23 protein-coding genes and 1 rRNA gene are annotated in these 21,300 nt (G+C 46.2%); 19 read left to right on the forward strand and 5 right to left on the reverse strand.

What is annotated here, in order from left to right; genetic code table 11:
• Nucleotides 1–89: 89 nt before the first annotated feature.
• The 4 genes from chrA (at nucleotide 90) to ERX40_RS08055 (ending at nucleotide 3,656) form a co-directional block, all read left to right on the forward strand.
• On the forward strand, nucleotides 90–1,238 hold the full coding sequence (chrA, locus tag ERX40_RS08040; RefSeq protein WP_133417984.1) for a chromate efflux transporter: 1,149 nt from the start codon (nucleotides 90–92) through the stop codon (nucleotides 1,236–1,238).
• Nucleotides 1,239–1,317: 79 nt separating this feature from the next.
• Nucleotides 1,318–1,872 carry a DNA-3-methyladenine glycosylase I gene (locus ERX40_RS08045; RefSeq protein WP_133417985.1) on the forward strand — a complete coding sequence of 185 codons (555 nt, stop codon included), beginning with the start codon at nucleotides 1,318–1,320 and terminating at the stop codon, nucleotides 1,870–1,872.
• Nucleotides 1,856–2,884 carry a S66 family peptidase gene (locus tag ERX40_RS08050; RefSeq protein ID WP_133417986.1) on the forward strand — a complete coding sequence of 343 codons (1,029 nt, stop codon included), beginning with the start codon at nucleotides 1,856–1,858 and terminating at the stop codon, nucleotides 2,882–2,884. The genes ERX40_RS08045 and ERX40_RS08050 overlap by 17 nt, the downstream gene beginning before the upstream one ends.
• Nucleotides 2,885–2,906: 22 nt before the next feature.
• The gene (locus ERX40_RS08055) at nucleotides 2,907–3,656 is read left to right on the forward strand and encodes a class I SAM-dependent methyltransferase (protein WP_165980719.1); all 750 of its coding nucleotides are present in this window, start codon (nucleotides 2,907–2,909) and stop codon (nucleotides 3,654–3,656) included.
• A gap of 35 nt (nucleotides 3,657–3,691) precedes the next feature.
• On the opposite strand, the gene ERX40_RS08060 is transcribed toward ERX40_RS08055, so the two are convergent.
• The gene (locus ERX40_RS08060; protein ID WP_133417988.1) at nucleotides 3,692–4,819 is read right to left on the reverse strand and encodes an MFS transporter; all 1,128 of its coding nucleotides are present in this window, start codon (nucleotides 4,817–4,819) and stop codon (nucleotides 3,692–3,694) included.
• A 100-nt stretch (nucleotides 4,820–4,919) separates the two neighbouring features.
• Here ERX40_RS08060 and ERX40_RS08065 point away from each other — a divergent pair, with 100 nt between their 5' ends.
• The 3 genes from ERX40_RS08065 to ERX40_RS08075 all read left to right on the forward strand — a co-directional run bounded on the left by ERX40_RS08065 (nucleotide 4,920) and on the right by ERX40_RS08075 (nucleotide 8,583).
• Entirely contained in the window at nucleotides 4,920–5,528 is a 609-nt protein-coding gene (locus tag ERX40_RS08065) for a tetratricopeptide repeat protein (RefSeq protein ID WP_133417989.1), read from the forward strand.
• 86 nt (nucleotides 5,529–5,614) lie between these two features.
• Nucleotides 5,615–7,090 carry a BCCT family transporter gene (locus ERX40_RS08070; protein WP_133417990.1) on the forward strand — a complete coding sequence of 492 codons (1,476 nt, stop codon included), beginning with the start codon at nucleotides 5,615–5,617 and terminating at the stop codon, nucleotides 7,088–7,090.
• A gap of 146 nt (nucleotides 7,091–7,236) precedes the next feature.
• Nucleotides 7,237–8,583, forward strand: coding sequence for a YjiH family protein (locus ERX40_RS08075; RefSeq protein WP_133417991.1), 1,347 nt, complete (start codon nucleotides 7,237–7,239; stop codon nucleotides 8,581–8,583).
• Between the two features lie 121 nt (nucleotides 8,584–8,704).
• Here the strand turns inward: ERX40_RS08075 and ERX40_RS08080 are convergent, their stop codons facing one another.
• From ERX40_RS08080 to ERX40_RS08090, 3 genes are read right to left on the reverse strand one after another with little or no spacing between them, the layout of a single operon-like run.
• Nucleotides 8,705–9,022: a heme oxygenase gene (locus ERX40_RS08080; protein ID WP_133417992.1), complete on the reverse strand. Its 318-nt coding sequence runs from the start codon at nucleotides 9,020–9,022 to the stop codon at nucleotides 8,705–8,707.
• 12 nt (nucleotides 9,023–9,034) lie between these two features.
• Nucleotides 9,035–9,742 (reverse strand): SDR family NAD(P)-dependent oxidoreductase, encoded by a 708-nt coding sequence (locus ERX40_RS08085; RefSeq protein WP_133417993.1) that lies wholly within the window; start codon nucleotides 9,740–9,742, stop codon nucleotides 9,035–9,037.
• A gap of 55 nt (nucleotides 9,743–9,797) precedes the next feature.
• A complete protein-coding gene (locus ERX40_RS08090) occupies nucleotides 9,798–10,058 on the reverse strand; it encodes a SunI/YnzG family protein (protein WP_133417994.1) in 261 nt (86 codons plus the stop codon).
• 166 nt (nucleotides 10,059–10,224) lie between these two features.
• Between ERX40_RS08090 and ERX40_RS08095 the strand changes: the two genes are divergently transcribed.
• The 9 genes from ERX40_RS08095 to ERX40_RS08135 all read left to right on the forward strand — a co-directional run bounded on the left by ERX40_RS08095 (nucleotide 10,225) and on the right by ERX40_RS08135 (nucleotide 17,293).
• Complete coding sequence (locus ERX40_RS08095) at nucleotides 10,225–10,683, forward strand: hypothetical protein (RefSeq protein ID WP_133417995.1); 459 nt, start codon at nucleotides 10,225–10,227, stop codon at nucleotides 10,681–10,683.
• Complete coding sequence (locus tag ERX40_RS08100; protein WP_133417996.1) at nucleotides 10,680–11,144, forward strand: DNA alkylation repair protein; 465 nt, start codon at nucleotides 10,680–10,682, stop codon at nucleotides 11,142–11,144. The genes ERX40_RS08095 and ERX40_RS08100 overlap by 4 nt, the downstream gene beginning before the upstream one ends.
• Nucleotides 11,141–11,644 carry a metal-dependent hydrolase gene (locus ERX40_RS08105; RefSeq protein ID WP_133417997.1) on the forward strand — a complete coding sequence of 168 codons (504 nt, stop codon included), beginning with the start codon at nucleotides 11,141–11,143 and terminating at the stop codon, nucleotides 11,642–11,644. The genes ERX40_RS08100 and ERX40_RS08105 overlap by 4 nt, the downstream gene beginning before the upstream one ends.
• 30 nt (nucleotides 11,645–11,674) lie before the next feature.
• Nucleotides 11,675–12,862: a UTP--glucose-1-phosphate uridylyltransferase gene (locus ERX40_RS08110; RefSeq protein WP_133417998.1), complete on the forward strand. Its 1,188-nt coding sequence runs from the start codon at nucleotides 11,675–11,677 to the stop codon at nucleotides 12,860–12,862.
• A gap of 8 nt (nucleotides 12,863–12,870) precedes the next feature.
• Nucleotides 12,871–13,101: a hypothetical protein gene (locus ERX40_RS08115; RefSeq protein ID WP_133417999.1), complete on the forward strand. Its 231-nt coding sequence runs from the start codon at nucleotides 12,871–12,873 to the stop codon at nucleotides 13,099–13,101.
• A 73-nt stretch (nucleotides 13,102–13,174) separates the two neighbouring features.
• Entirely contained in the window at nucleotides 13,175–14,236 is a 1,062-nt protein-coding gene (locus ERX40_RS08120) for an efflux RND transporter periplasmic adaptor subunit (protein ID WP_133418000.1), read from the forward strand.
• A 100-nt stretch (nucleotides 14,237–14,336) separates the two neighbouring features.
• A complete protein-coding gene (ypfJ, locus tag ERX40_RS08125) occupies nucleotides 14,337–15,212 on the forward strand; it encodes a KPN_02809 family neutral zinc metallopeptidase (RefSeq protein WP_133418001.1) in 876 nt (291 codons plus the stop codon).
• A 64-nt stretch (nucleotides 15,213–15,276) separates the two neighbouring features.
• On the forward strand, nucleotides 15,277–16,806 hold the full coding sequence (locus ERX40_RS08130; RefSeq protein ID WP_133418002.1) for an amidohydrolase: 1,530 nt from the start codon (nucleotides 15,277–15,279) through the stop codon (nucleotides 16,804–16,806).
• Nucleotides 16,807–16,819: 13 nt separating this feature from the next.
• Nucleotides 16,820–17,293 (forward strand): SepA family multidrug efflux transporter, encoded by a 474-nt coding sequence (locus ERX40_RS08135; RefSeq protein WP_133418003.1) that lies wholly within the window; start codon nucleotides 16,820–16,822, stop codon nucleotides 17,291–17,293.
• 45 nt (nucleotides 17,294–17,338) lie between these two features.
• Here the strand turns inward: ERX40_RS08135 and ERX40_RS08140 are convergent, their stop codons facing one another.
• Entirely contained in the window at nucleotides 17,339–18,799 is a 1,461-nt protein-coding gene (locus ERX40_RS08140; protein WP_133418004.1) for an alpha-amylase, read from the reverse strand.
• Nucleotides 18,800–18,946: 147 nt separating this feature from the next.
• Here ERX40_RS08140 and ERX40_RS08145 point away from each other — a divergent pair, with 147 nt between their 5' ends.
• From ERX40_RS08145 to ERX40_RS08155, 3 genes are all read left to right on the forward strand, one after another.
• Nucleotides 18,947–19,993 carry an Mrp/NBP35 family ATP-binding protein gene (locus ERX40_RS08145; protein ID WP_133418005.1) on the forward strand — a complete coding sequence of 349 codons (1,047 nt, stop codon included), beginning with the start codon at nucleotides 18,947–18,949 and terminating at the stop codon, nucleotides 19,991–19,993.
• 12 nt (nucleotides 19,994–20,005) lie between these two features.
• Nucleotides 20,006–20,692, forward strand: a complete 687-nt coding sequence (locus ERX40_RS08150; RefSeq protein WP_133418006.1) for a KinB-signaling pathway activation protein — start codon at nucleotides 20,006–20,008, stop codon at nucleotides 20,690–20,692.
• A 381-nt stretch (nucleotides 20,693–21,073) separates the two neighbouring features.
• Nucleotides 21,074–21,300, forward strand: a 16S ribosomal RNA gene (locus ERX40_RS08155); the annotation flags it as partial.

Below are 21,300 nucleotides of genomic sequence, written 5' to 3' on the forward strand. Positions count from 1 at the left end.
TTAATAAAGCTGATAACTTTACGAACTTTTAATATTCTATTTGTTTTAATTCATAGTACGATTGAAGAAATACATAGTAGAGGTGACATATGAAACAATTGATAGAGATTTTCATGGTGGCGTTGAAGCTTGGGGTGACCTCTTTCGGCGGACCGACTGCCCATCTCGGTTATTTCAGAAATGAGTACGTAGAAAGGCGGAAGTGGCTGTCTGATAAGGTCTATCAGGATCTTGTAGCGCTCTGCCAGTTCCTGCCGGGACCGGCAAGCAGTCAGGTCGGTATGGCCATCGGTATGATGCGCGGTGGATTGCTGGGGGGCATAGCTGCCTTTCTAGGCTTTACTTTACCTTCAGTTCTGCTACTTATTCTGGCCGTTCGGCTCATGCCTGAATCCATCGACTGGATACAGGGGCTGAAACTTGTAGCGGTCGCTGTTGTGCTTCATGCCATTATCGGTATGGCGAAGAACAGCCTGAAGTCCTGGCAGACCTTGCTGATTGCCCTTGCCGCCCTTGCCGCCTCTCTATTTCTGCCGACTTCACTCACACAGATTCTGATTATGATCGCGTCAGGATTGACGGGTATGATGGTTTTCAGGAATAGCAGCATGCCATTCGGTGAATCACTGAAATTACCGATATCTAAGACAACGGGGTTAGTGAGTCTCGGTATTCTGGTGCTTCTCCTCATAGTTCTGCCTATTTTATCAGGCATCATCCACAATGACTGGCTCACCGCCTTTGATAAATTCTACCGGTCAGGTCTGCTCGTATTCGGCGGCGGACATGTCATACTGCCGCTCTTGGAACGCGAATTCGTGCCTTATTTTCTGGACGCTGATGATTTTATCGCAGGCTACGGTCTTGCACAGGCAGTCCCAGGACCGCTCTTTACATTTGCTTCCTATATCGGTGCTGTCATCAGCGGTGTGGGTGGCGGATTGTTTGCCATGATCGCTATTTTTCTGCCGGCATTTCTGCTGGTTACAGGCTGTCTGCCTTTCTGGCAGCAGCTCCGGGAAAAGCGTGAGATGAAGCAGGCCCTTATCGGTATCAATGCAGGTGTCATCGGCATTCTGACTGCCGCATGGATTCATCCGATTATCACTCATACAATAGCAGATGTGTGGGATATCCTGTTTGCGGTGCTGCTCTTCTGCGGGCTGCACTACTTCAAGCTCGCACCGTGGATGATAGTAGCAGCGGGTCTTGTCATCGGTATTTTCTTTTACAGATAAGAAACTATATGCAGGTTCAATTCTTTTCTCTATGTAAAAGTACTTTTTTCGTTATAATGGAGAGATAAGGAGTGAACGTATGAAACGACTGAGCTGGGCAGATAGTCATCCTTTGACGGCTGATTACTATGATAACGAATGGGGCAGACGGTCAGGAGAGCAGTACCTGTTTGAAATGCTTGTGCTTGAAAGCTTTCAGGCGGGCTTATCCTGGCTGACCGTTCTGAAAAAGCGCTCGGTGATTGCAGCGTCATTCGATCAGTTTGATATTGATAAGATTGCACACTATTCAGATGAAGATATTGAGCGCATCATGAAGACACCCGACATGATCCGACATCGTCTGAAGATCACGAGTACGATTCGGAATGCTCAAGTCTTCCGTGAAGTCCAGCAGTCGTTCGGCTCTTTTAAAGACTATCTCCTGTCATTTACAGCAGGGCAGACAGTCATCAAGGCTTACAGTCATGAATCTGACATTCCTGTTCAGAGTGAGTTGTCCAGGACAGTCAGTCAAGATATGAAAAAACGAGGGTTTAAATTTATAGGTCCTGTTATTATCTACACGTATTTGAGTGCAGTGGGTATCATACAGGACCTTATAGAAGAGGATGAGGATGATGAGGTATCCTGAACTGAAAGAACATAGTACGATCGGCATTACACCTGTTTCAAACGGCATATTTGCTTCTGCAGAAGAGATGTTTGAAGTTGCGTTTAATCGTATGGAAGAACGTGGATTCAAGCTGATCAAGAACAATGATATATGGGGGCAGGAAAAAGCGCGGGCGGCTACGGCAGAAGAGCGTGCAGAAGGTCTGATGGCGATGATGTTAGATGACGCTATTGATATCATCATGCCACCGTGGGGCGGACATCTGGCAGTTGAAGTGCTGGAGCATATTGATTTTGACCGGCTGCAGCTGAAATGGTTGACGGGCTACTCTGATATCTCTACATTGCTTCTTGCCATTACACTGCGTACCGGTATAGCGACAGCTCATATGGGTAACATCGTTGACTTACGCGGTGAGCGCATGGACAGCGTGACTGCACGCTGGATCGATGTACTGAAGACGAAGCAGGACGGGTCGGTCACTCAGCATTCCTCAGAGAAATATCAGGAGGAGTGGGATCATGAGCATCCGACAGAGATTGTCTTCAATCTGACAGGACAGACGAAATGGAAGGCGATCGATGCAGAAGCTGAACCGATGGCTGACGTTCATTTTGAAGGGCGCATTCTCGGCGGCTGTATTGATACGTTCCGTCATCTGATCGGTACGCCGTATGGAGACGTGCAGACTTTCAGGGAGAAGTATACCAATGGTGAAAAGGTCGTGTGGTATATCGATGACAGCGAGCTGGATACAGTGGATCTGAAACGTTCACTGATGCAGATGAAATATGCGGGTTGGTTCAAGGATACAGCAGGGATCTTATTCAGTCGTGTCGGTAAGCCGTCAGTCAAGGAGAATTATCTGTATAAGAATGTCTACGAAGACATGGCCCGTGAGCTCGGTGTTCCTGTTATATATGATGTCGATTTTGGTCATAAACCTCCGCAGATGACGATTATTAATGGAGCATATGGTATGATAGAACTATTGGAAGATAAAGGGCGACTGACGCAGTATTTTAAATAATCCCATGACGGGAGGAACATATGTGGATCATACAGAGATTTTTACAACTAAAGCTGCTCTCTATGAAAAAAGCAAACCATCCTATCCGGATGAATTACTCACTTTTCTGAAGCAGAAGTTCAATATAAAAGAAGATACATTGATTGCAGATATGGGAGCAGGGACAGGGAGATTCACAGAGAAGATTCTTGATCTCGGCTGCCGCGTTATCGCTGTTGAACCTAATCAGACGATGGCAGACCGGTTGCGGGATAGTCTGTTATGTGATCAGCTTGAAGTCAGTGAACGACCGGCGGAGCATACAGATATCGAGGAGAAATCAGTCGACCTGGTAGTGGCTGCACAAAGCTTTCACTGGTTCCACTGGCAGAATTTCAGAGAAGAGTGCCGCCGCATACTGAAACCTCATGGCCACGTCTGTCTGATCTGGAATATCAAAGACGAAGATGCAATGATCAACCGTCGCACGGACGATATCTGCAAGGTATATTGTCCTGACTATAAGGGTCAAAGCGAGGGTCCGACGAATGATCATTCATCTATCATACAGTTTTTTGACGGAGAGTTTGAACTGTATGAGGCACAGAATGACAGCTGTTATGATCAGCAGCGCTTTATTGAACGCTGTCTTTCCTCCAGTTACGCACTTGAGAAAGCTGATGATAATTATGACGCTTTTAAGACTGCACTGTATACCATCTTTGAGACGTTTGCTGTTGAAGGGAAGGTCATCGTTCCTCATACAACCCGCTGTTACTACGGTAAAATATAGAAAAAGGATATCGCAGCATGCTGCGATATCCTTTTTTAACGCTTGATGGAGTAAGCAATTATGATACAGAAGAAGGTCAGCACGGCGCCGATATAAGGGCTGTTGATCAGCGAGAAGTTTTCAAGCAGAATGCCGCCGAGCAGTGCCCCGAAACCGATACCTGCATTAAGAGCGGACATGTTCCATGCCATAATGCTGCTTGTATCCCCTTTGACCTGATTGATGATGCCCATCTGGATGGCAGGATTGGTGCTCCACTCTGAGAAGTTCCAGATCAGAATCACCAGCAGCAGGAGGACAAAGGACGACAGAACGAAGTTGAAGATCAGCAATGTTATCATGAAGGCTGTCAGACTGATCAGCAGCCATTTCCTGCTGCCGAAGCGGTCGGTCATCGCACCGCCGAAGCTTGTTCCTGCCATACTGCCGATCCCTGCCACAAAGAGTGCGATCGAGACATCGGTCAGATTATAGCCGTGATGAATCATAATAGGGCTGATATAAGTGAAGACAGCTGCATTGGCCGCAAGCAAGGTAAAGGTGATGGTGATATATTTGCCCGCTTCCGCCGGATAGAGCAGCTTGTTCTCTGCAGGACCACCTGCCTTACTCTTGATTCTGTTCGGCAGCTGAAACACCAGAAGTACAGCTGCCAGGAAACTGAAGACCACAATCAGCCAGAACGTTGCGCGCCAGCCGAGCATTTCGCCGAGCTTCGTTCCGATCGGCACCCCGAAGACATTGGCGCCGCTGAAACCGACATAGACAAGACCGAGCATCTTGCCGCGCATGTCCGGTCTGCTGAGGACGACGGTAAGTGCCAGTATCTTGATAACGATGAGGGAAGCGGCGGCAGAAGCGATGACACGGCCGACAACAATCAGCGTGAATGTCGTTCCAGCTGCGTTCAGTGCATTGCCTAGCATGAAAACAGCAAGACTGATGAGCAGGACAAATTTCGGATTGAAACGTTCAGTCAGTCTGACCAGAACGGGGCCTGATAGAGCGAAGGTCAGTGCATATATCGTGACGAGCTGGCCGGCGAGTGCAGGCGAGATATTCAGGTCAGCACTGATCAGGGTTAGGACCCCTGCCACAACCATTTCAACCATGCCGACAACAAAGATACTGAGAATAAAGGTGAATAGTTTAAAATAAGACATATTATTCCTCTTTCAATGATAGTTATCTCTGATTATAGCATGTACTTCATTAGACTTTAGCGGCTGCGCACTTTACAATGAACGCAAAGGGGGAATTTAAATGATCGAAGAGAAAATTGAAACCGCATTTGACGCTTTTGAAAATGGTGAAGTCCAGCAGGCCTATCGTTTATTTGACGAAATGAAAAGTGAACTGGAGACCGGTCATGATGATTACTCGACTTATCAGCATGCGTTAGGTTACTTGTATATCGCTGACCAGAAGTTTGATGAAGCGAGAGAGCATTACCTGGCTATGCTGGAGGATGCTGAAGCTGACGAACGACCAAGCATCCTGCATCAGCTCGGCACAGTGGAACAGCTGGACAGTGAGTTCAGTCAGGCAGAGGATTACTTCAGACAGGAAGCGGCTTGCTTAAGTGATGATGATCATGCGGCCATGGCGGCAAACTATTACGCACATGGCTATACGATGATGCTGAGCGGTGACTATAGGACTGCACTTCGTCTCCTGCAGCAGTCACTGGAAAAAGCGGACGACGATATAAGAGCACATGCGGAGCGCGCACTCGGTGAACTGTTTGCCGCACAGAATGATATGACCCAGGCACGCGATCATTTTACGGCTGCCAAGAAACACTTTCGTGCATCCGGAGATCATTTAGGCGCTGAAGAGATCGAGATGCTGGAATCTATTATCTTTGAATAACAGGAGAAGCTGCGGCTTCTCTTTTTTGATTATTTAAAGGGGATCAGGGAATATATAGGCGTTACAAAATGATTCTGGAGGTTTTTATGAAAAAATATACACCTGTTTTTATTATTTCCGCATTGATCTGCAGCCTGTTTGCTGCGTGGGGAGTCATGCTGCCCGCCGACATGAAGCAGGTGACACAGGATATGACATCTTTTATTACCACAAACTTCGGCTGGTATTATTTGATTACCATCGCGCTTATTCTTCTTTTCTGTGTCTATATCCTTGTTTCTCCGTTCGGCCATATCAAACTAGGGGCTGATGACGAGGCAGCAGAATTTTCACTGCCCTCCTGGTTTGCTATGCTCTTCAGTGCCGGCATGGGGATGGGCCTCGTCTTCTGGACGACAGCAGAACCCATCAGTCATGCCTTTAAAGCGACACCGGGCGCTGCACCCGGCTCGAAACAAGCGATAGATGAAGCTTTTCAATATGTCTTTTTCCACTGGGGTATTCATGCCTGGGCTGTATACGGTGTCGTGGCACTCGTACTGGCTTACTTCAGTTTCTATAAGGGATATCCGGGTTTAATCAGTGCTACTTTAGTACCGATATTCGGTAAGAACCGGATGGGTGGGCCTATCGGCAGGACAATCGATATTTTAGCGGTCATCGCCACGGTAATGGGGGTGGCTGCGACGCTTGGCTTCGGTACCGCTCAGATCAATGAAGGTCTTAACTATTTATTCAGGATTCCGACGAGCTTCTTCGTCCAGGCGATAATTCTGATTGTCTCGACTATTCTCTTTACATGGTCAGCATGGTCAGGTATCGACAAAGGCATCAAATCACTCAGCAATATCAATATGCTCCTCGGCTTCCTGCTCTTGATTCTATTATTTATTGTCGGGCCGACTATTTATATTCTGAATACATTTACGGATGCACTCGGTAACTATATCTCACACTTCCTTGATATGACATTACGTCTGGAGCCTCTTGAGGAAGGTAAACGGGCATGGATCAATAGCTGGACGATCTTCTACTGGGCATGGTGGATTGCCTGGGCGCCGTTTGTCGGCATATTCATTGCCCGTGTATCACGTGGACGGACCATCAAGGAATTCGTCATCGGCGTCTTGTTTGTACCGGCACTTGTCTGCTTCATCTTCTTTTCTGTATTCGGGGCATCAGCTATGCACCTGCAGATGAATGGCATCGATTTATCACAGTATCCGATTGAAACAACCACTTTTGCCATGCTTCAGCACTATCCGTTAGGCAAAATCATGAGTTTCATCACCTTGTTTGTCATCGCGTTGTTCTTCATCACATCCGCCGATTCAGCAACTTATGTGCTGGGCATGCTGAGCAGTGACGGTGATATCAATCCGACACCGCTCGTCAAAGTGACATGGAGTCTTCTGTTATCGGTGATCGCAGGTATTGTCATGTATGCGGGCGGTACCCAGGGGCTGCAGAATGTGCTGATCATCGCAGCACTGCCATTTTCAGTCGTGATCTTCCTGATGATGGCCTCTCTTATCAAAGCTCTGCGTAAGGACCATCTATAAAGTCATTGAAAACCGATAAAATGTTGTGTATAATTTTTCGTAAGCATGTATAAAAAATAACTATTTATTGACATATCTGCTTATAAGATAAAAATAATACATAACGTTTTATTTTTATGCAGTTTCAGTATTATTGGAGGATGACTATGGAAAAGCTAACACCACGGCAGCATAAAATAGGAATGTGGAAGTTTATACTGACTTCTTTATTAGGGGTCTTCCTTTTTATTACGCCGCTCAAAGTAAACGGCGAAACAACATTGCCTATCGCGCTTCTTGCCGGCTGGCTCAGAGATACATTAGGAAAGACGATGCCGACGCTGCTTGTGCTGATTATTGTTCTTTCGACCCTGCTGTCTTTATATTTTTCGATCACAAGAAATGCGAAGACCTCATTTCTGAAGAACCTGTTCCAGGTCAATAATATCTGGCTGGCCATAAGACTGATTGGAACCTGCTTCGCGCTTGCCATCTATTTCAATATGGACATTCCTTATGTGAATACAGATGCAACAGGAAAACTGATCTATAACGATCTGCTGCCGACGCTTGTCACGGTCTTTCTATTTGCCGGTTTATTCTTACCTCTGCTGATGGATTACGGCCTCTTCGAATTCATCGGACCGATGTTCTCACGAGTGATGCGACCCTTATTCACACTGCCGGGACGTTCAGCGGTAGAAAACCTGGCATCATTTGTAGGAGACGGCACAGTCGGCGTCATGATGGCATCAAAACAATATGACGAAGGGTTCTATACAAGACGGGAAGCGACCATCATTGCGACGAGTTTCTCAGTTGTATCGATCACTTTCGCCATTGTGATCGCAAAACAAGTCCACGTCATGAATCACTTTTTCTATTTTTATCTGACTGTCATTATGTCGTGTCTGATTGCAGCAGCCATCACACCTCGTATCTGGCCGCTGTCATCGGTACCTGATACTTATTCAGACGGTTCAGCAGAACGACTGACAGAAGATATCCCGAGCGGACACAACGCGATTACTTATGGTTTTGAGAATGCAGTACGGCGAGGTTACAGAGGACGTAACTTCAGCGACTTCCTCGGTCTCGGTTTCCGTACCGTCATGGATATGTGGTTTGCCGTCTTACCTGTCGTGATGGCGATCGGGACAACCGCGACTATGCTTGCTGAATTCACGCCGTTATTCAAGATACTCGGTGCACCTTTTGTGCCGATTTTGAATGTGATGCAGGTGCCCTATGCAGTAGAAGCCTCTCAGACTATTCTGATCGGATTCGCAGATATGTTCCTGCCAGCCATCCTGATTCAGGACGTGCCGAGTGAGATGACCCGCTTTGTCATCGGTGCACTCAGTATCTCTCAGCTGATTTATCTGTCAGAAGTCGGGGGTGTGATATTAGGATCTAAAATACCCGTCAGTCTGCCGAAACTGTTCGCGATTTTCCTGATCAGAACAGCGATTATTCTGCCGATCATCATCCTGATGGCACACTTTATCTATTAACCGAAAATGCACGCACTTCTGATGAGAGTCAGGAGTGCTTTTTATATGGTGAAGAGGAGTGGCCGTTGTAGCTAGAACACGCAAAAAAATCTCCAGCCTTTACCGGCTGGAGAAAGGATATCTATTTTTCAAGAGATGTTTCCAGTTTGCAGATAACCAGTTCAGATCCAAGCATCGGCGAGTCGCCCTTAGATTCACCTGATGGTCTCTGGTGCGCTTTCTTGAAGACATCTGACGTTTTCCAGGCTTCAAAATCCTCTAACGTCTCCCAGTAAGTGTTCACATGAAGCTCATCATATTCTTCGTTTCCCTGTACTGACCATGTCTCGATTTTCACAAAGCCTTTCAGTTCTTCGATGCCGCCCCCTTGCGTGAAGCGGGGCGCCATTTTCTCTGCAAAGCCTGGTTTCATTTTGATGCGGTTCGTTACGATAAACACATGAATTCCTCCTTATTTCTGAACGGGATTAGTGGCCCAGATCTGGTTTGTCTTAATGAATGTGCGACGGTTCAGTTTCAGCTGACTGACAATGACGTCAGCGATATCTTCCGGATGAATCATTGTTTCAGGATCGAGCGATGTTTCGCCGATTAAATCAGTCAGAACGGCTGACGGATTGATGGTGAATGTACGGATATTATGCTGACGCATTTCGCGCATCATGCCCTCAGTAAGGCCGGTGACCGCAAATTTGGTCGCTGAATAAGCAGCGGTCTGTGGTGACGAGTTGACAGCTGACATGGACGCGATGTTCACGACATCTCCTGATTGCCGGTCGATCATGTGCGGAATCACTTGCTGCATCATCTGGAACATGCCGAAGACATTGGTCTCGAACATCTCGCGTAAGTCTTCAAGTGATGTCTCCATAAACGATGCAGTCTTCATGATGCCTGCATTGTTGACCAGAATATCAATCTGGCCGAATGTCTCGATGGTATGCGCTACGGCTGCTTCAATATCTTCCGCCTGCTGCATATCACAGACGACAGCTGTCGCTTCTGTCTCCAGCAGTTCAATCGTCTCTTGCAGTGAATCGAAGTGGCGTCCCGTAATGGCGACTTTCACGCCTTCTGCAGCCAGTGCGATGGCCGTTGCACGACCGATGCCTCTTGAACCCCCTGTCACTAAAGCAACCTTGTCAGTTAAGTGTTCCATGTATGACCCTCCATTATGATAGAAAAAAGGCCGCACAGACATGCGACCGATTGAATTATTTATTTAATTCATCAAGGATTTTTTTATCGTTGTGTGTGTAGATGATATAATGTTTATCTTTAGTTTCTAAAAGAATACGATTTGTTTTACCGAATGTAGAACCGATACGTACGACATTTTCCTGATTTTCTTCAGTTGCAGCGTAGATGTTTGTATCTTCTTTGACACTGATGATATCTTCATTAGGAATTGTGATGTCTGCGACGCGCCATTTGATATTAACCTCTTTATCGTTCTTTGTCACTTGCATTGCCATTGATAAACACATCCTTTTCATGTTTGTATATCTATAATATAACGTTTTTTTAATACGCTTACAAATATTGCGGCTATCTGGCGGTAAAATAATCGTGATAATAAATTATTCCATTTTCCCGGATTAACAGTATAATATATGAATACTAATTGTAAGGAGAGAGAAGATGAAACAGCTAATGATCCTGATTCTTAGCTTAGCTCTTGCGCTTACAGCATGTCAGCAGGAAGAAGTCATAGAGGTCGACAGAAAACCTGAGATTGAAGTGAAGGTCAAGACGACCGAAACGACTGAAACAACGACCAGTGAAGAGACATTCGACACTGAAACTTATAATGCCGCGAGAGAATGTCTGTTAGCAGGCACCTGTCAGCGTTATACAGATACACCGGAATATAACCGGGCGTGGAATAATCTTGCGAAGGAAGGCTATCTCTGCCAGAACGGGCACTGTGTAGTACCTGATCAGTCATCGGAGCAGACGACGGAGACACCATCGACAGAGACACCGACATTAGAGGTGACGGAAGAAGCTTCCCGTGAACACAGTACGACAGAAGTGAGGTCACAGCCAATCAAACCGAGTGGACTGACAACAGAGATGCAGCCGGATGTGCAGCCATGATGGTTAATCTGGAGGAGATTAAAGTACTCTATGAGCCACTTGCCGATGAAGGGGATGCCCATATAATGAGCAGATATATGAAGAATCAGTTCTCGTTTTTCGGCATTAAAAAGAAGGGTTCAGCGTCTGTGAACCGTCAGCTGTTCAAGGAATTCGGACTGTCTGAAGGGTACGAACTGAATTGCCTTGTGCAGTCGCACTTTCAGGAGGATGAACGGAAATATCATTGCTGGTGGTATTCTCTCGATGACCTCAGTCCGAATAGGGCAGGCTTTATTGTCGGGCAGGGAAATGACGGAGAGCGCGCGCGCATGATAAAATGGGTGCATGCAGATAATTTCTGGCTGCAAAGAGCAGGACTCCTGCACCCGCTGAAGTTCAAGGAGAAGAGCACTGAACTTTCACCTCTCAGCAGCCGTGAAGCGTTGAAATGGCTGACAGCAAGGGGGGCGGACAGATGACGGGAAAAACACATTTGGCATTCGGTATTTTGCTGGGAACAAGTTACGCTCTTAAAACAACAACAGATCTTGGTGCGTCTATCGCAATGATTGCAACGACAGCAGGATTCAGTCTGCTGCCTGACATCTGTCATGCAGGAAGTAAAATCGGCCGTCACGTCAAGCTGCTGAGTCATATGATCAGCTTTTTCTTCGGTCATCGCACACTGACACACTCGTTCTTTTTTATGGGACTGGTGGCGGTGCTTCTCACAATGCTTAATATTGATTTCGTCTATATCGTCTGCGGACTGATTGGTATTGCGAGTCATATCATTCTGGATATGCTGACACCAAGAGGGGTCGCGCTTTTCTTTCCGCTTGGTGTCAAGGTGGCCTCTCCAATCAACTTTAAGACGGGAGGCGTGGTTGACTTGTCACTTGCAACGACATTCTCGTTTCTGACCGCCTATTTAATTTACGTGGAAATGTTTCACCGTACACTCAGTTGGATAAATTGATAATAAATAATGGCAATTAAAGGAGAAATTATGGCTACTTTGCAGGATTTAACAAAACACAATCAGACTGCGCTGGCAGATATGCTGACTATGATGTCTGAAGATGAGAAGAATCAACTGGCTCAGGATCTTGATAACCTCGACCTAGAAGAAATTGAGGCGTTATACCACGATGTCTATGTCAATCGTCACGTGGAGGCGCCGGCAGGGGAACTGACTGATGTGGCAGTTGAAGTGAAAGCAGCAATGGCCAAGGAGCGCCTCACTGAACTGGCACAGCTGGGTCAAACGGCGATTAAGGAAGGCAGATTTGCCGCTCTTCTGATGGCAGGGGGTCAAGGTACGCGTCTTGCGCATCCGGGACCAAAAGGGACATTCAGTTTTGATGATGTCAGTCTATTTGAACTGCAGGCAAGACAGCTGCTTAAAATCGCTGCCGAATGCAATACAGCCATCCCGTGGTATATCATGACGAGTGATATCAACCACGATGAAACCATTGCATTCTTTAAAGAACATCAGTTCTTCAATTATCCTGAGAAGGATATCACGTTCTTCAAACAACCTAATATCGTCGCTTTATCTCCGGCTGGTCAGCTGCTGCTGAATCCGAAAGGTCAGCTTCTGACTGCGCCGAACGGTAATGGGGGTATTTACGAGGCGCTCGCTGCGACGGGTCTCTATCAGGCGATGAAAAAACGTGGCGTGGAATTCATCTATCTTAATAATATCGATAATGTTCTCGTCAAAGTGCTTGATCCTGTGTTCTGCGGTCTCGCTGTGGAATCCGGCGCAGATGTCACGACGAAGACCATCAGACCGCTGAACGGCGAAAGCGTCGGCCGCGTGATTATGGTAGACGATAAGAAACAGGTGATGGAATACACTGAATTGCCTGAAGGACTTGAAAATCAGTTCAACAACGGTAACATCGGCATTCATATTTTCAGACGAGATTTTCTTGAGGAAGCATCGACTCAGGGCCTGCCTTATCACCTGGCGATTAAGAATCTGGAGCAGCTCGATGAGGATTTTGCCGTCGAGAAAAAAGAGACCCTTAAGTTCGAAAAGTTCTACTTTGATATCTTCCGCTATGCAGAGACATTTAAAACGCTGCAGGTTGACCGGGAATCTGAGTTCAGTCCGCTGAAGAATAAGGAAGGTAAGGACAGTATAACGACTGCAAGACAGTCGCTGATTGATAATCATATTATCTAGGAGGCACTATGTTACCCTATATCGGTTTTGGTGCACTGGCGCTGATCAACTTATACTTCGCTTATTATTATCTGCTGGCAGATGGTCGCGGTGAACTGTCATGGATGGGCATTCCGTCACTTGCCGTCTCCATTCTGTTCTTCTACATTCTATGGCGTTATCATCAGTCCGTGCAGCGTGAGAAAGTGAAGAACTTCAATGCACATATCAAATCGGATGATGACCGTCTGATCAAATGATTTACAAAACTTTAATCTCATCAGAGATTTAAACTGGTAGAATGAAAGTAAGACGAAATGAATGAGGGAAGACATGAAAAGAAAATGGCTCTGGCCCCTGTTACTGTCATTGCTGATTCTCGCAATTATAGCAGGCAGTGGCGTTTACATGACCTACAAGACCAATCAGGCGAAAAATACGATTTATGTGGACGACTATATCAAGCATCAGACAATCGAAATTAAAGGCAGAGTGGCGCAGCATCATGCAGTGTATTATCTGAAACCCGGCAATAAACAGCCGGTGAAACTGCACGTTAAAGAGGGAGAAACGGTATCGGCCGGCAATCCGCTCTTTACCTATACAGAAAGCAGTATGGCAGATGATCATACAGAACTGAGCCTCCAGCTCGACAATAAACGAGTGGAGAAAGAACAGATTGAAGGGCAGATTGCCGCATACGAGGAACGACTGCGTACGGCTGACCTTGAAGAGACCCCGACTATCCAGGCACAGATCAACTGGCTGGAATCGGAACAGACGAAAGCTGAGAATAATATCGGTATTCTCGAGCAGAAACAAAAAGAGATGGAAAGCAAAATCAGTGAACAGACTATCAAGGCGGGTGCTGCCGGCATTGTGCTTGATATCGATGACAATCAGCTTCAGACATTCACGGCGAACCGCCAGGATAAACCGATTATGACACTCAGTACGGGTGAACAGTACTTCGAAGGCTATGCAGACCGGACGGAAGTGGAGCTGTTAGCACCGGCCATGACATTCCAGACGACTGATGAAGAGATCAAGGGTGGACTCACTAAAGTGGCCCTGACACCGAGCAGTGTATTATCAAAAAAAGAGAAGCCTGAAAAGAGTTTTCTCATAGAAGGAAAGCTGAATCAGTTGGATGGTCTGTATGTGGGTGATGACCTGACTATTGAAGTTCATCCGTCAACGAAAGACCGCATCTGGTTGCCAAGGAAATACGTCAAAGAGGTAGAGAAAAACAAGAAGACACAGTACGTCGTGCAGAAAATCTATGGCAATGACAAGAAAGAGGAAGCTATCACCGTTGAACGTAAAGCAAAAGCCTATTATCTTGTCACAAAAGGGTTGTCAGCAATCGATAAATTAGAGGCCTTTGAGAAATAAGTCGTTAAAAGCGGCTTATTTTTTTATGATATGATATTTCAGCATTTTTATGGGTATTTAATAATTAAATTTATAATTAGACGAATGCGGAGGTACGCGTATGGATTGGCAAGGTAGACAGGGTAGTTCAAATGTACAGGATATAAGAGGCGGCGGTGGCGGTTTCCCTGGCGGCGGTATGGCTGCAGGTGGCGGTGGACTTGGTTGTCTAGGTATTATCGTTGCCATCATCTATATGATGATGGGCGGTAACCCGGGCGATATACTGGGCGGCGCTACAGGCCAGCAGCAACAGACACAGCAGCAATCATCAGAGACAAGTCAGAGCGTTGACGAACGCAAACAGTTCGCCTCTGTCGTACTGAAAGATACAGAAGATGTCTGGAACAGTATCTTTGAGAAGCATGGCCGAACTTATCACGAGCCGACACTTGTCCTGTTCTCCGATGGGGTCAATACAGCATGTGGTAGTGCAAGCTCATCTATGGGACCTTTCTACTGTCCGGGAGACCAGAAGCTATACATCGATCTTACCTTTATGGATCAGCTTGAACAGCAGTTCAATGCACCGGGTGACTTTGCAATGGCATATGTCATCGCCCATGAGGTCGGCCATCATGTTCAATATGAGCTGGGTATTTCGGATCGTGTCAATCAGCTGAGACAGCAATTAAGTGAAAGTGAATTCAATAAATATTCGGTCGCACTTGAACTGCAGGCTGACTACTTTGCTGGTGTCTATGCCCACTACGAACAAGAAGCGGGTGTCACAGATGAAGGCGACTTCGAAGAGGCGATCAAAGCCGCGCACGCAGTCGGTGACGATACACTGCAGAGAAATGCGACAGGCCGTGTCAATCCTGAAAGCTTCACGCATGGTACAAGTGAACAGCGTATGAAATGGTTCAAAAAAGGATTTGAATCAGGTGACATCAATGGCGGCGACACATTCAGTGCGTTAGGCCTGCAATTATAATTGCCTAGAGAAGAGGGGAGAAGATATACTGAAATAGGTATATCTTCTTTTTTGGAGGGCAGCTATGAAATTATTTTATAACGGCACGATTTATACAATGCAGCATGAGGGTCATCAGGTGCAGGCAGTATTAGTAGAGGGTAACCGCATCAAAAAACTGTACGACCACGTCCCTAAGGTGGCAGCGGAATATATTGATCTGGCGGGTGGCGTAATGTTTCCCGGCTTTGTGGATACACATATCCACCTTGTCGGGACAGGTATGGCAATCAGCAGCGTGAATTTCAAGGATGATGTCTCAGTTGATGTCGTCAAGGAGAAGCTTGCTGCTGCGGCGCGTGATTTGTCTCCTGATAACTGGCTCGTCTGTGAAGGCTATAATGACAATCAGCTGAACTACCGTCTGACCCGGGACGAAATCGATGCACTTACAGATTGCAAGGTCATTATCAAACGAGTCTGCAGGCATGCGGCAATCGTGAACAGCAGGGCACTTGATGCGCTTGAAATTGATGATGCCGTTCAAGATATGGACGGGGGGCATTTTGAGAAGGTGGGCGGCAGGCTGACTGGCTGGGTTCATGACCAGGCGATGGATTTATTTGTTAATGCGAGCCTGAGCGAGACGACTGACTCTCTTGCGCGACATATGAAGCGTGCAGCAGACGAGATGCACGCGGTCGGTCTGACGGGCATCCACACAGAGGATCTTGGTTATTACAACAGTCATGATAACGTCTTTCGTGCCTACGCAGATGTATTTGGACCGGATAAAGTCAGATTACGTCTGAATCTCCTCAGACATTACACTGTATTTGAGGCGCTGGACGGTTATCCGTTCAATGACTGGCTCAAATCTGATGCGATGAAGTTTTATGCGGATGGTGCATTAGGTGGCAGGACCGCTCTTTTCAGGCAGCCTTATCACGACGACCCGTCAACAAAGGGTCTCGCCATATTGACGCAGTCAGAACTGGAGGAGCAGGTCAGACTTGCCCGCCGCTATGATTCGACAGTCGCTGTTCATATAATCGGTGACAAGGCCTGCGAAATGGTGCTGGATGCGATTGAGAAATATCCGCCCGCGAAAGGTCGTGATCGGCTGATCCATGTGAGCTTTCTCGCACCGGATCTGATTGAACGTATGACGAAGCTGCCGGTCATCTGTGATGTGCAGCCGTTATTTGCCACGTCGGATTTCCCGTGGGCCATCGACAGGGTCGGGGAAGAGAGAAGTCAGTATGCATACGCCTGGAAATCCTTGCTTGAAGCGGGCATCATGATAGGCGGGGGATCTGATTCGCCGATTGAGAGCTTCAATCCGCTCAGGAGTATCGATGCGGCTGTTAATCGTCGGCCATTTAATGATGGCATACAGTACCATAAGGCACAGTGTCTGTCAGTATATGATGCCATCAGACTGTTCACGGTAAATGCGGCCGATATCGGCGGGCGACCTGATAATGGGTTGATCAAGGAAGGCTATCTTGCTGACTTCACGATCCTTGAAGAAAATCCGTTCAAGTCAGAGTCTATTCACAGCATTAACAATAAAATGACTGTTGTAGATGGAGAGATAGTGTTTGCAGAATAGAGGGAGGAGCAGGATGAAACGTTTTAAAATAGATCTCAATCAAATCATCACGCTCATCATCATCAGTGGTATCTTTCTATTGTCAGGTTTTATCTTTCTTGTGCTGATGTCATTCGGTTTATTTGGTCTCAGCCGCATACTGATTGCCCTGCATCTGGCGGAGTTCACCTATAATCAGAGTTTCGCTGACAATCTGTTTTACTACGGCTCTTATATTGCAGGAGGGTTCTTTCTGCTCAGATTCATCGAGTTCATCTTTGATAATCTGAAACGGCTTTACCCGGATAACCTGTATTTTCAGCCGCCGATTGTCCATGGCATCATTACTCTTGTGTCAACACTGGTCTTCTATCTTTTCATTCATCTCAACTATCAGTATATCAGGATTAACTTCCTGGTCATCCTGCTTATTATTTCGGTTCTCTATGCACTGACTGAAATCTTCTATCCGAATAGTGAAGACCTGAATCAGCAGGATAATGACTGACCGCAAAAAAGTGTCGTGAATTCAAAGGGATTCACGACACTTTTCTTATATATCTTTCTGACAGTAGACGGATACGCTGCCGGGATTAACCTTGAAGATGCCGTTACCTTCATCATCAATGATGACTTCTTCTTCGCGGACATTGTTGTAATCAAGCCAGACTTGGCCTCGTCTCTCTTTACCGACGAACATCTGTTTCTTTGCTTCTTCTGTGCTGCTGTTGATAATGACAGCGCAGCCTGAATTTTCAACTTCCTTCGCGCCGCGCCGTACCCAGCCGATGACATGTTCATGGTCGAAGTAATCATCCTGCAGTCCGTAGGCTTTATTTTTACGGATGAAAAGAAGCGTATCAATCATATCCTTCTTGCCGTCAATCGGTATCTCACCGCCAATACCGAAATAGTCACCGTAGAAGACGACAGGGAAACCGTCGTATCTCAGGAGTATCGCAGCATAAGCAATCGGTTTGAACCAGTCTTTGACGAATGATTCGAGCGCCTCGCCTGGCTGTGAGTCATGATTGTCGACGAACGTCACCGCGTTTAACGGGTTCTCCTGCACCAGCGTCTTATCGAATAGCTTCCGCAGGTCATAGCCCTGCCCTTTTTCTGAGGCTTCCTTGAAGTTATAATGGAGCTTCACATCAAACAAGTCGAGAGAGTAATCCGCATCCAAAAGGAAGTTCTCGTTAGTCTCAAGGTCCGGCAGCCAGAATTCTCCGACAAAATAAAAAGGACCGTCGACATGGTCACACATCGCTTTGACGAAATCACGGATGAAATAGGACTCGATGTGTTTGATGGCATCAAGACGCATGCCGTCGATATTCAGCTCATCAATCAGCCATTTGCCCCATTCAATCATTTCATTTCTGACATCAGGATGACGATAATCGATATTGGAGAACATCAGATAATCAAAGTTTCCTTTCTCATCATCAACAAATTCATTCCAGTCTTTATTTTCACCTAGAATTTTGTAAATACCGGTTTTTCCTGTTTTGTGGTCATAGTCAACGCCGTTGAAGTGAGTATAGTTCCAATTGAAATTGCTGTATTTATTATCACGGCCCGGAAAAGTGAATTTCGTGAATCCTTCGATATTAAAAGGTTCACTGATGACTTTCGTCCGGTTCTCAGCGTCTACTTCAACAACCTTGAAGACTTCTGTTTCGTCCGCGCCTGCCTTATGGTTCATGACAATATCAACATAAACTTTGATATCGTGATCATGACAGGCCTGAATGGCCGCCTGCAGTTCTTCTTTCGTGCCGTATTTTGTACGGACTTCACCCTTCTGATCAAACTCACCCAGATCATAGACATCATAGACGCTGTACCCGGGATTTGTGACGCTATCCGCTTTAGTGACGGGCGGAATCCAGACAGCATCAATTCCTCTTTCTTTTAGATGGGGTGCATCTTCTTTCAGACGGTTCCAGTGGTTGCCGTCTCCATTCGTATGCCACTCGAAATACTGCATGATCGTATGATTCTGTATCATTATCCATCATTCCTCTGCTCTAGTTATTCTGTGAATAATATTAGTATACCACCGTACGCAGAAAGTAAGACAAAAGAGACGAATAATACTGCGATTATTTCATTTTTTGTTATACTAGTGCTAATAGAAGAAGAAGGGGCGTTTAATTTGTTAACTAAAGAACTCATGATTGAACTAGTGGGACAGCTTAATGATCCAGTACTTGATATACCTTTGAAGGAGACGGGCGGCGTAAAAGAACTGACAGTCAAAGAAGAGAAAGAACATGTCAGTGTGAAGGTTGCCATCGCAAAACTCGGAGGACAGCCGCAGCTTGACCTGCAACAGCAGATCGTTGATACATTAAAAACGAACGGTGCAAAAACAGTCGGACTCCGGTTCGAGGAACTCGAATCTGAGAAGCTGGACCAGTACCGAGGAGAGGCGGCTTCACCGGTAGAACGCAAACTGGAAGATGTCCAGTTCATCTCTATCGCTTCAGGTAAAGGCGGTGTCGGTAAATCGACTGTATCAGTGAACCTTGCTGTGGCACTGGCCCGTCTCGGTAAGAGAGTCGGTCTGGTCGATGCAGATATCTACGGCTTCAGTGTGCCGGACATGATGGGCATCACAGAACGACCAGGTATCAATGGGCAGATGATTGTGCCGGTTGAGCGTTTCGGTGTCAAAGTCATTTCAATGGCTTTCTTTGTAGAAGAGAATGCACCTGTTATCTGGCGTGGTCCGATGCTCGGTAAGATGATCAACAATTTCTTTGAGGAAGTGGAGTGGGGCAGACTCGACTATATCCTGCTCGATCTACCACCTGGTACAGGAGATGTCGCGCTTGATGTGCATACGATTCTGCCGAAAAGCAAGGAAATCATCGTTACGACACCGCATCCGACAGCAGCTTTCGTCGCAGCTCGGGCCGGTGCCATGGCTCTGCAGACAGACCATGAGATTCTAGGTGTGGTTGAAAACATGTCTTATTTTGAAAGTCAGGAAACAGGCAACAAGGAGTACGTATTCGGTAAAGGCGGCGGCGAGAAACTCGCGCAGGAACTGCATACAGATTTACTCGGCCAGTTACCTCTTGCACAGCCTGAGTGGGATGAAGAGGATTTCGCCCCGTCCATTTACGGAGAAGACCATCAGCTCGGTCATATTTATCAGGCGATGGCAGAAAAAATCATCAGCAAAACTAATAGATAGTGAGGCAGCAATGTGACAATCAGAAATTTACTTAAGTTTTACGGCACTACACTGCTGATCGGACTGGTGACAACTGTTCTGGTCAGCCTCCTATTTGCCTATGACAAGCTGACCGTTTTCCTGGCCGAAGGCGATGTCGGTGATTTTTTTGCAGCGCTGGTCTGGTTTATGGGTTACGGGCTGCTTATCGCTTCGATCAGTCAGCTTGCCTATTTCAGTTATCTCTTTATTCATCAGCTGGGTCTTGGCATATTCCGCACCGCCTGGAAACCCATTCAAATTGTGATCACATTATTTGCATTCTTTGATCTGGTCTATTTCAGGTTTTTGCGCTTCGGCCAGCAGGAGGGTGACGTTGCAAGATTTATCTGGATACCCGTCCTGGTTCTGATCAGTGCGGTTTTCGTGAGTTATTATAAGAAGAAGATGACAGGAAGTAATGTTATTATCCCTGCCATGTTCTTTATGATTGTCATGACGACAGTGGAGCTGATTCCATTCCTGAAAGTGGAGGATACAACGTGGCTGTACTGTACAATTTTTCCGTTACTTCTATGTAATGCATTCCAGCTGCTGATGATGCCGAAATATAAAGAAGCATCGGCAGCAGAGAGAGCGGCAAGACGAGCAGCACGCGGGGAGACAGCGACTGCACCAGTCCGAAACCTCCAGGTGAAGTCTAAAAAGAAGAAACGCTGATTAATACTGTAAAAGAGTCCTTTTTGAAGAGGGCTCTTTTTCTTTGAAAAAATTAAACGAAAGTGTTGACAGTGCATATGTATCTTGTTATGATATTAAAGTCGCTGAAAACGACAGTTACTTGAAACGCTTTGAAAATTAAATACTTGCAAGTGTAAAATTAATGCTTGCAAAGTTATTGAAAAGCCTTTATAGTATATAAAGTAGTCTTCATTACTTGCCGAACGAAATGATAAATGGTATAGTAAATAGTGAATACTTAAAAATGAACATTGAAAACTGAATGACAATATGTCAACGTTAATTCCAATAATTTGAGCGAATCTGATTCGCTCGGAAAGAGTGATTGGCTCAACCAATCAGAGAGCTTTATCAAACACTTTTATGGAGAGTTTGATCCTGGCTCAGGATGAACGCTGGCGGCGTGCCTAATACATGCAAGTCGAGCGGACAGACAGGAGTGCTTGCACTCCTTGAAGTCAGCGGCGGACGGGTGAGTAACACGTGGGTAACCTACCTATAAGACTGGGATAACTTCGGGAAACCGGAGCTAATACCGGATAATATTTTCCACCTCATGGTGGAATAGTGAAAGACGGTTCTGCTGT

Origin of the sequence: Macrococcus carouselicus, from assembly GCF_004359515.1 — a bacterium.
GTDB lineage: Bacteria > Bacillota > Bacilli > Staphylococcales > Staphylococcaceae > Macrococcus > Macrococcus carouselicus.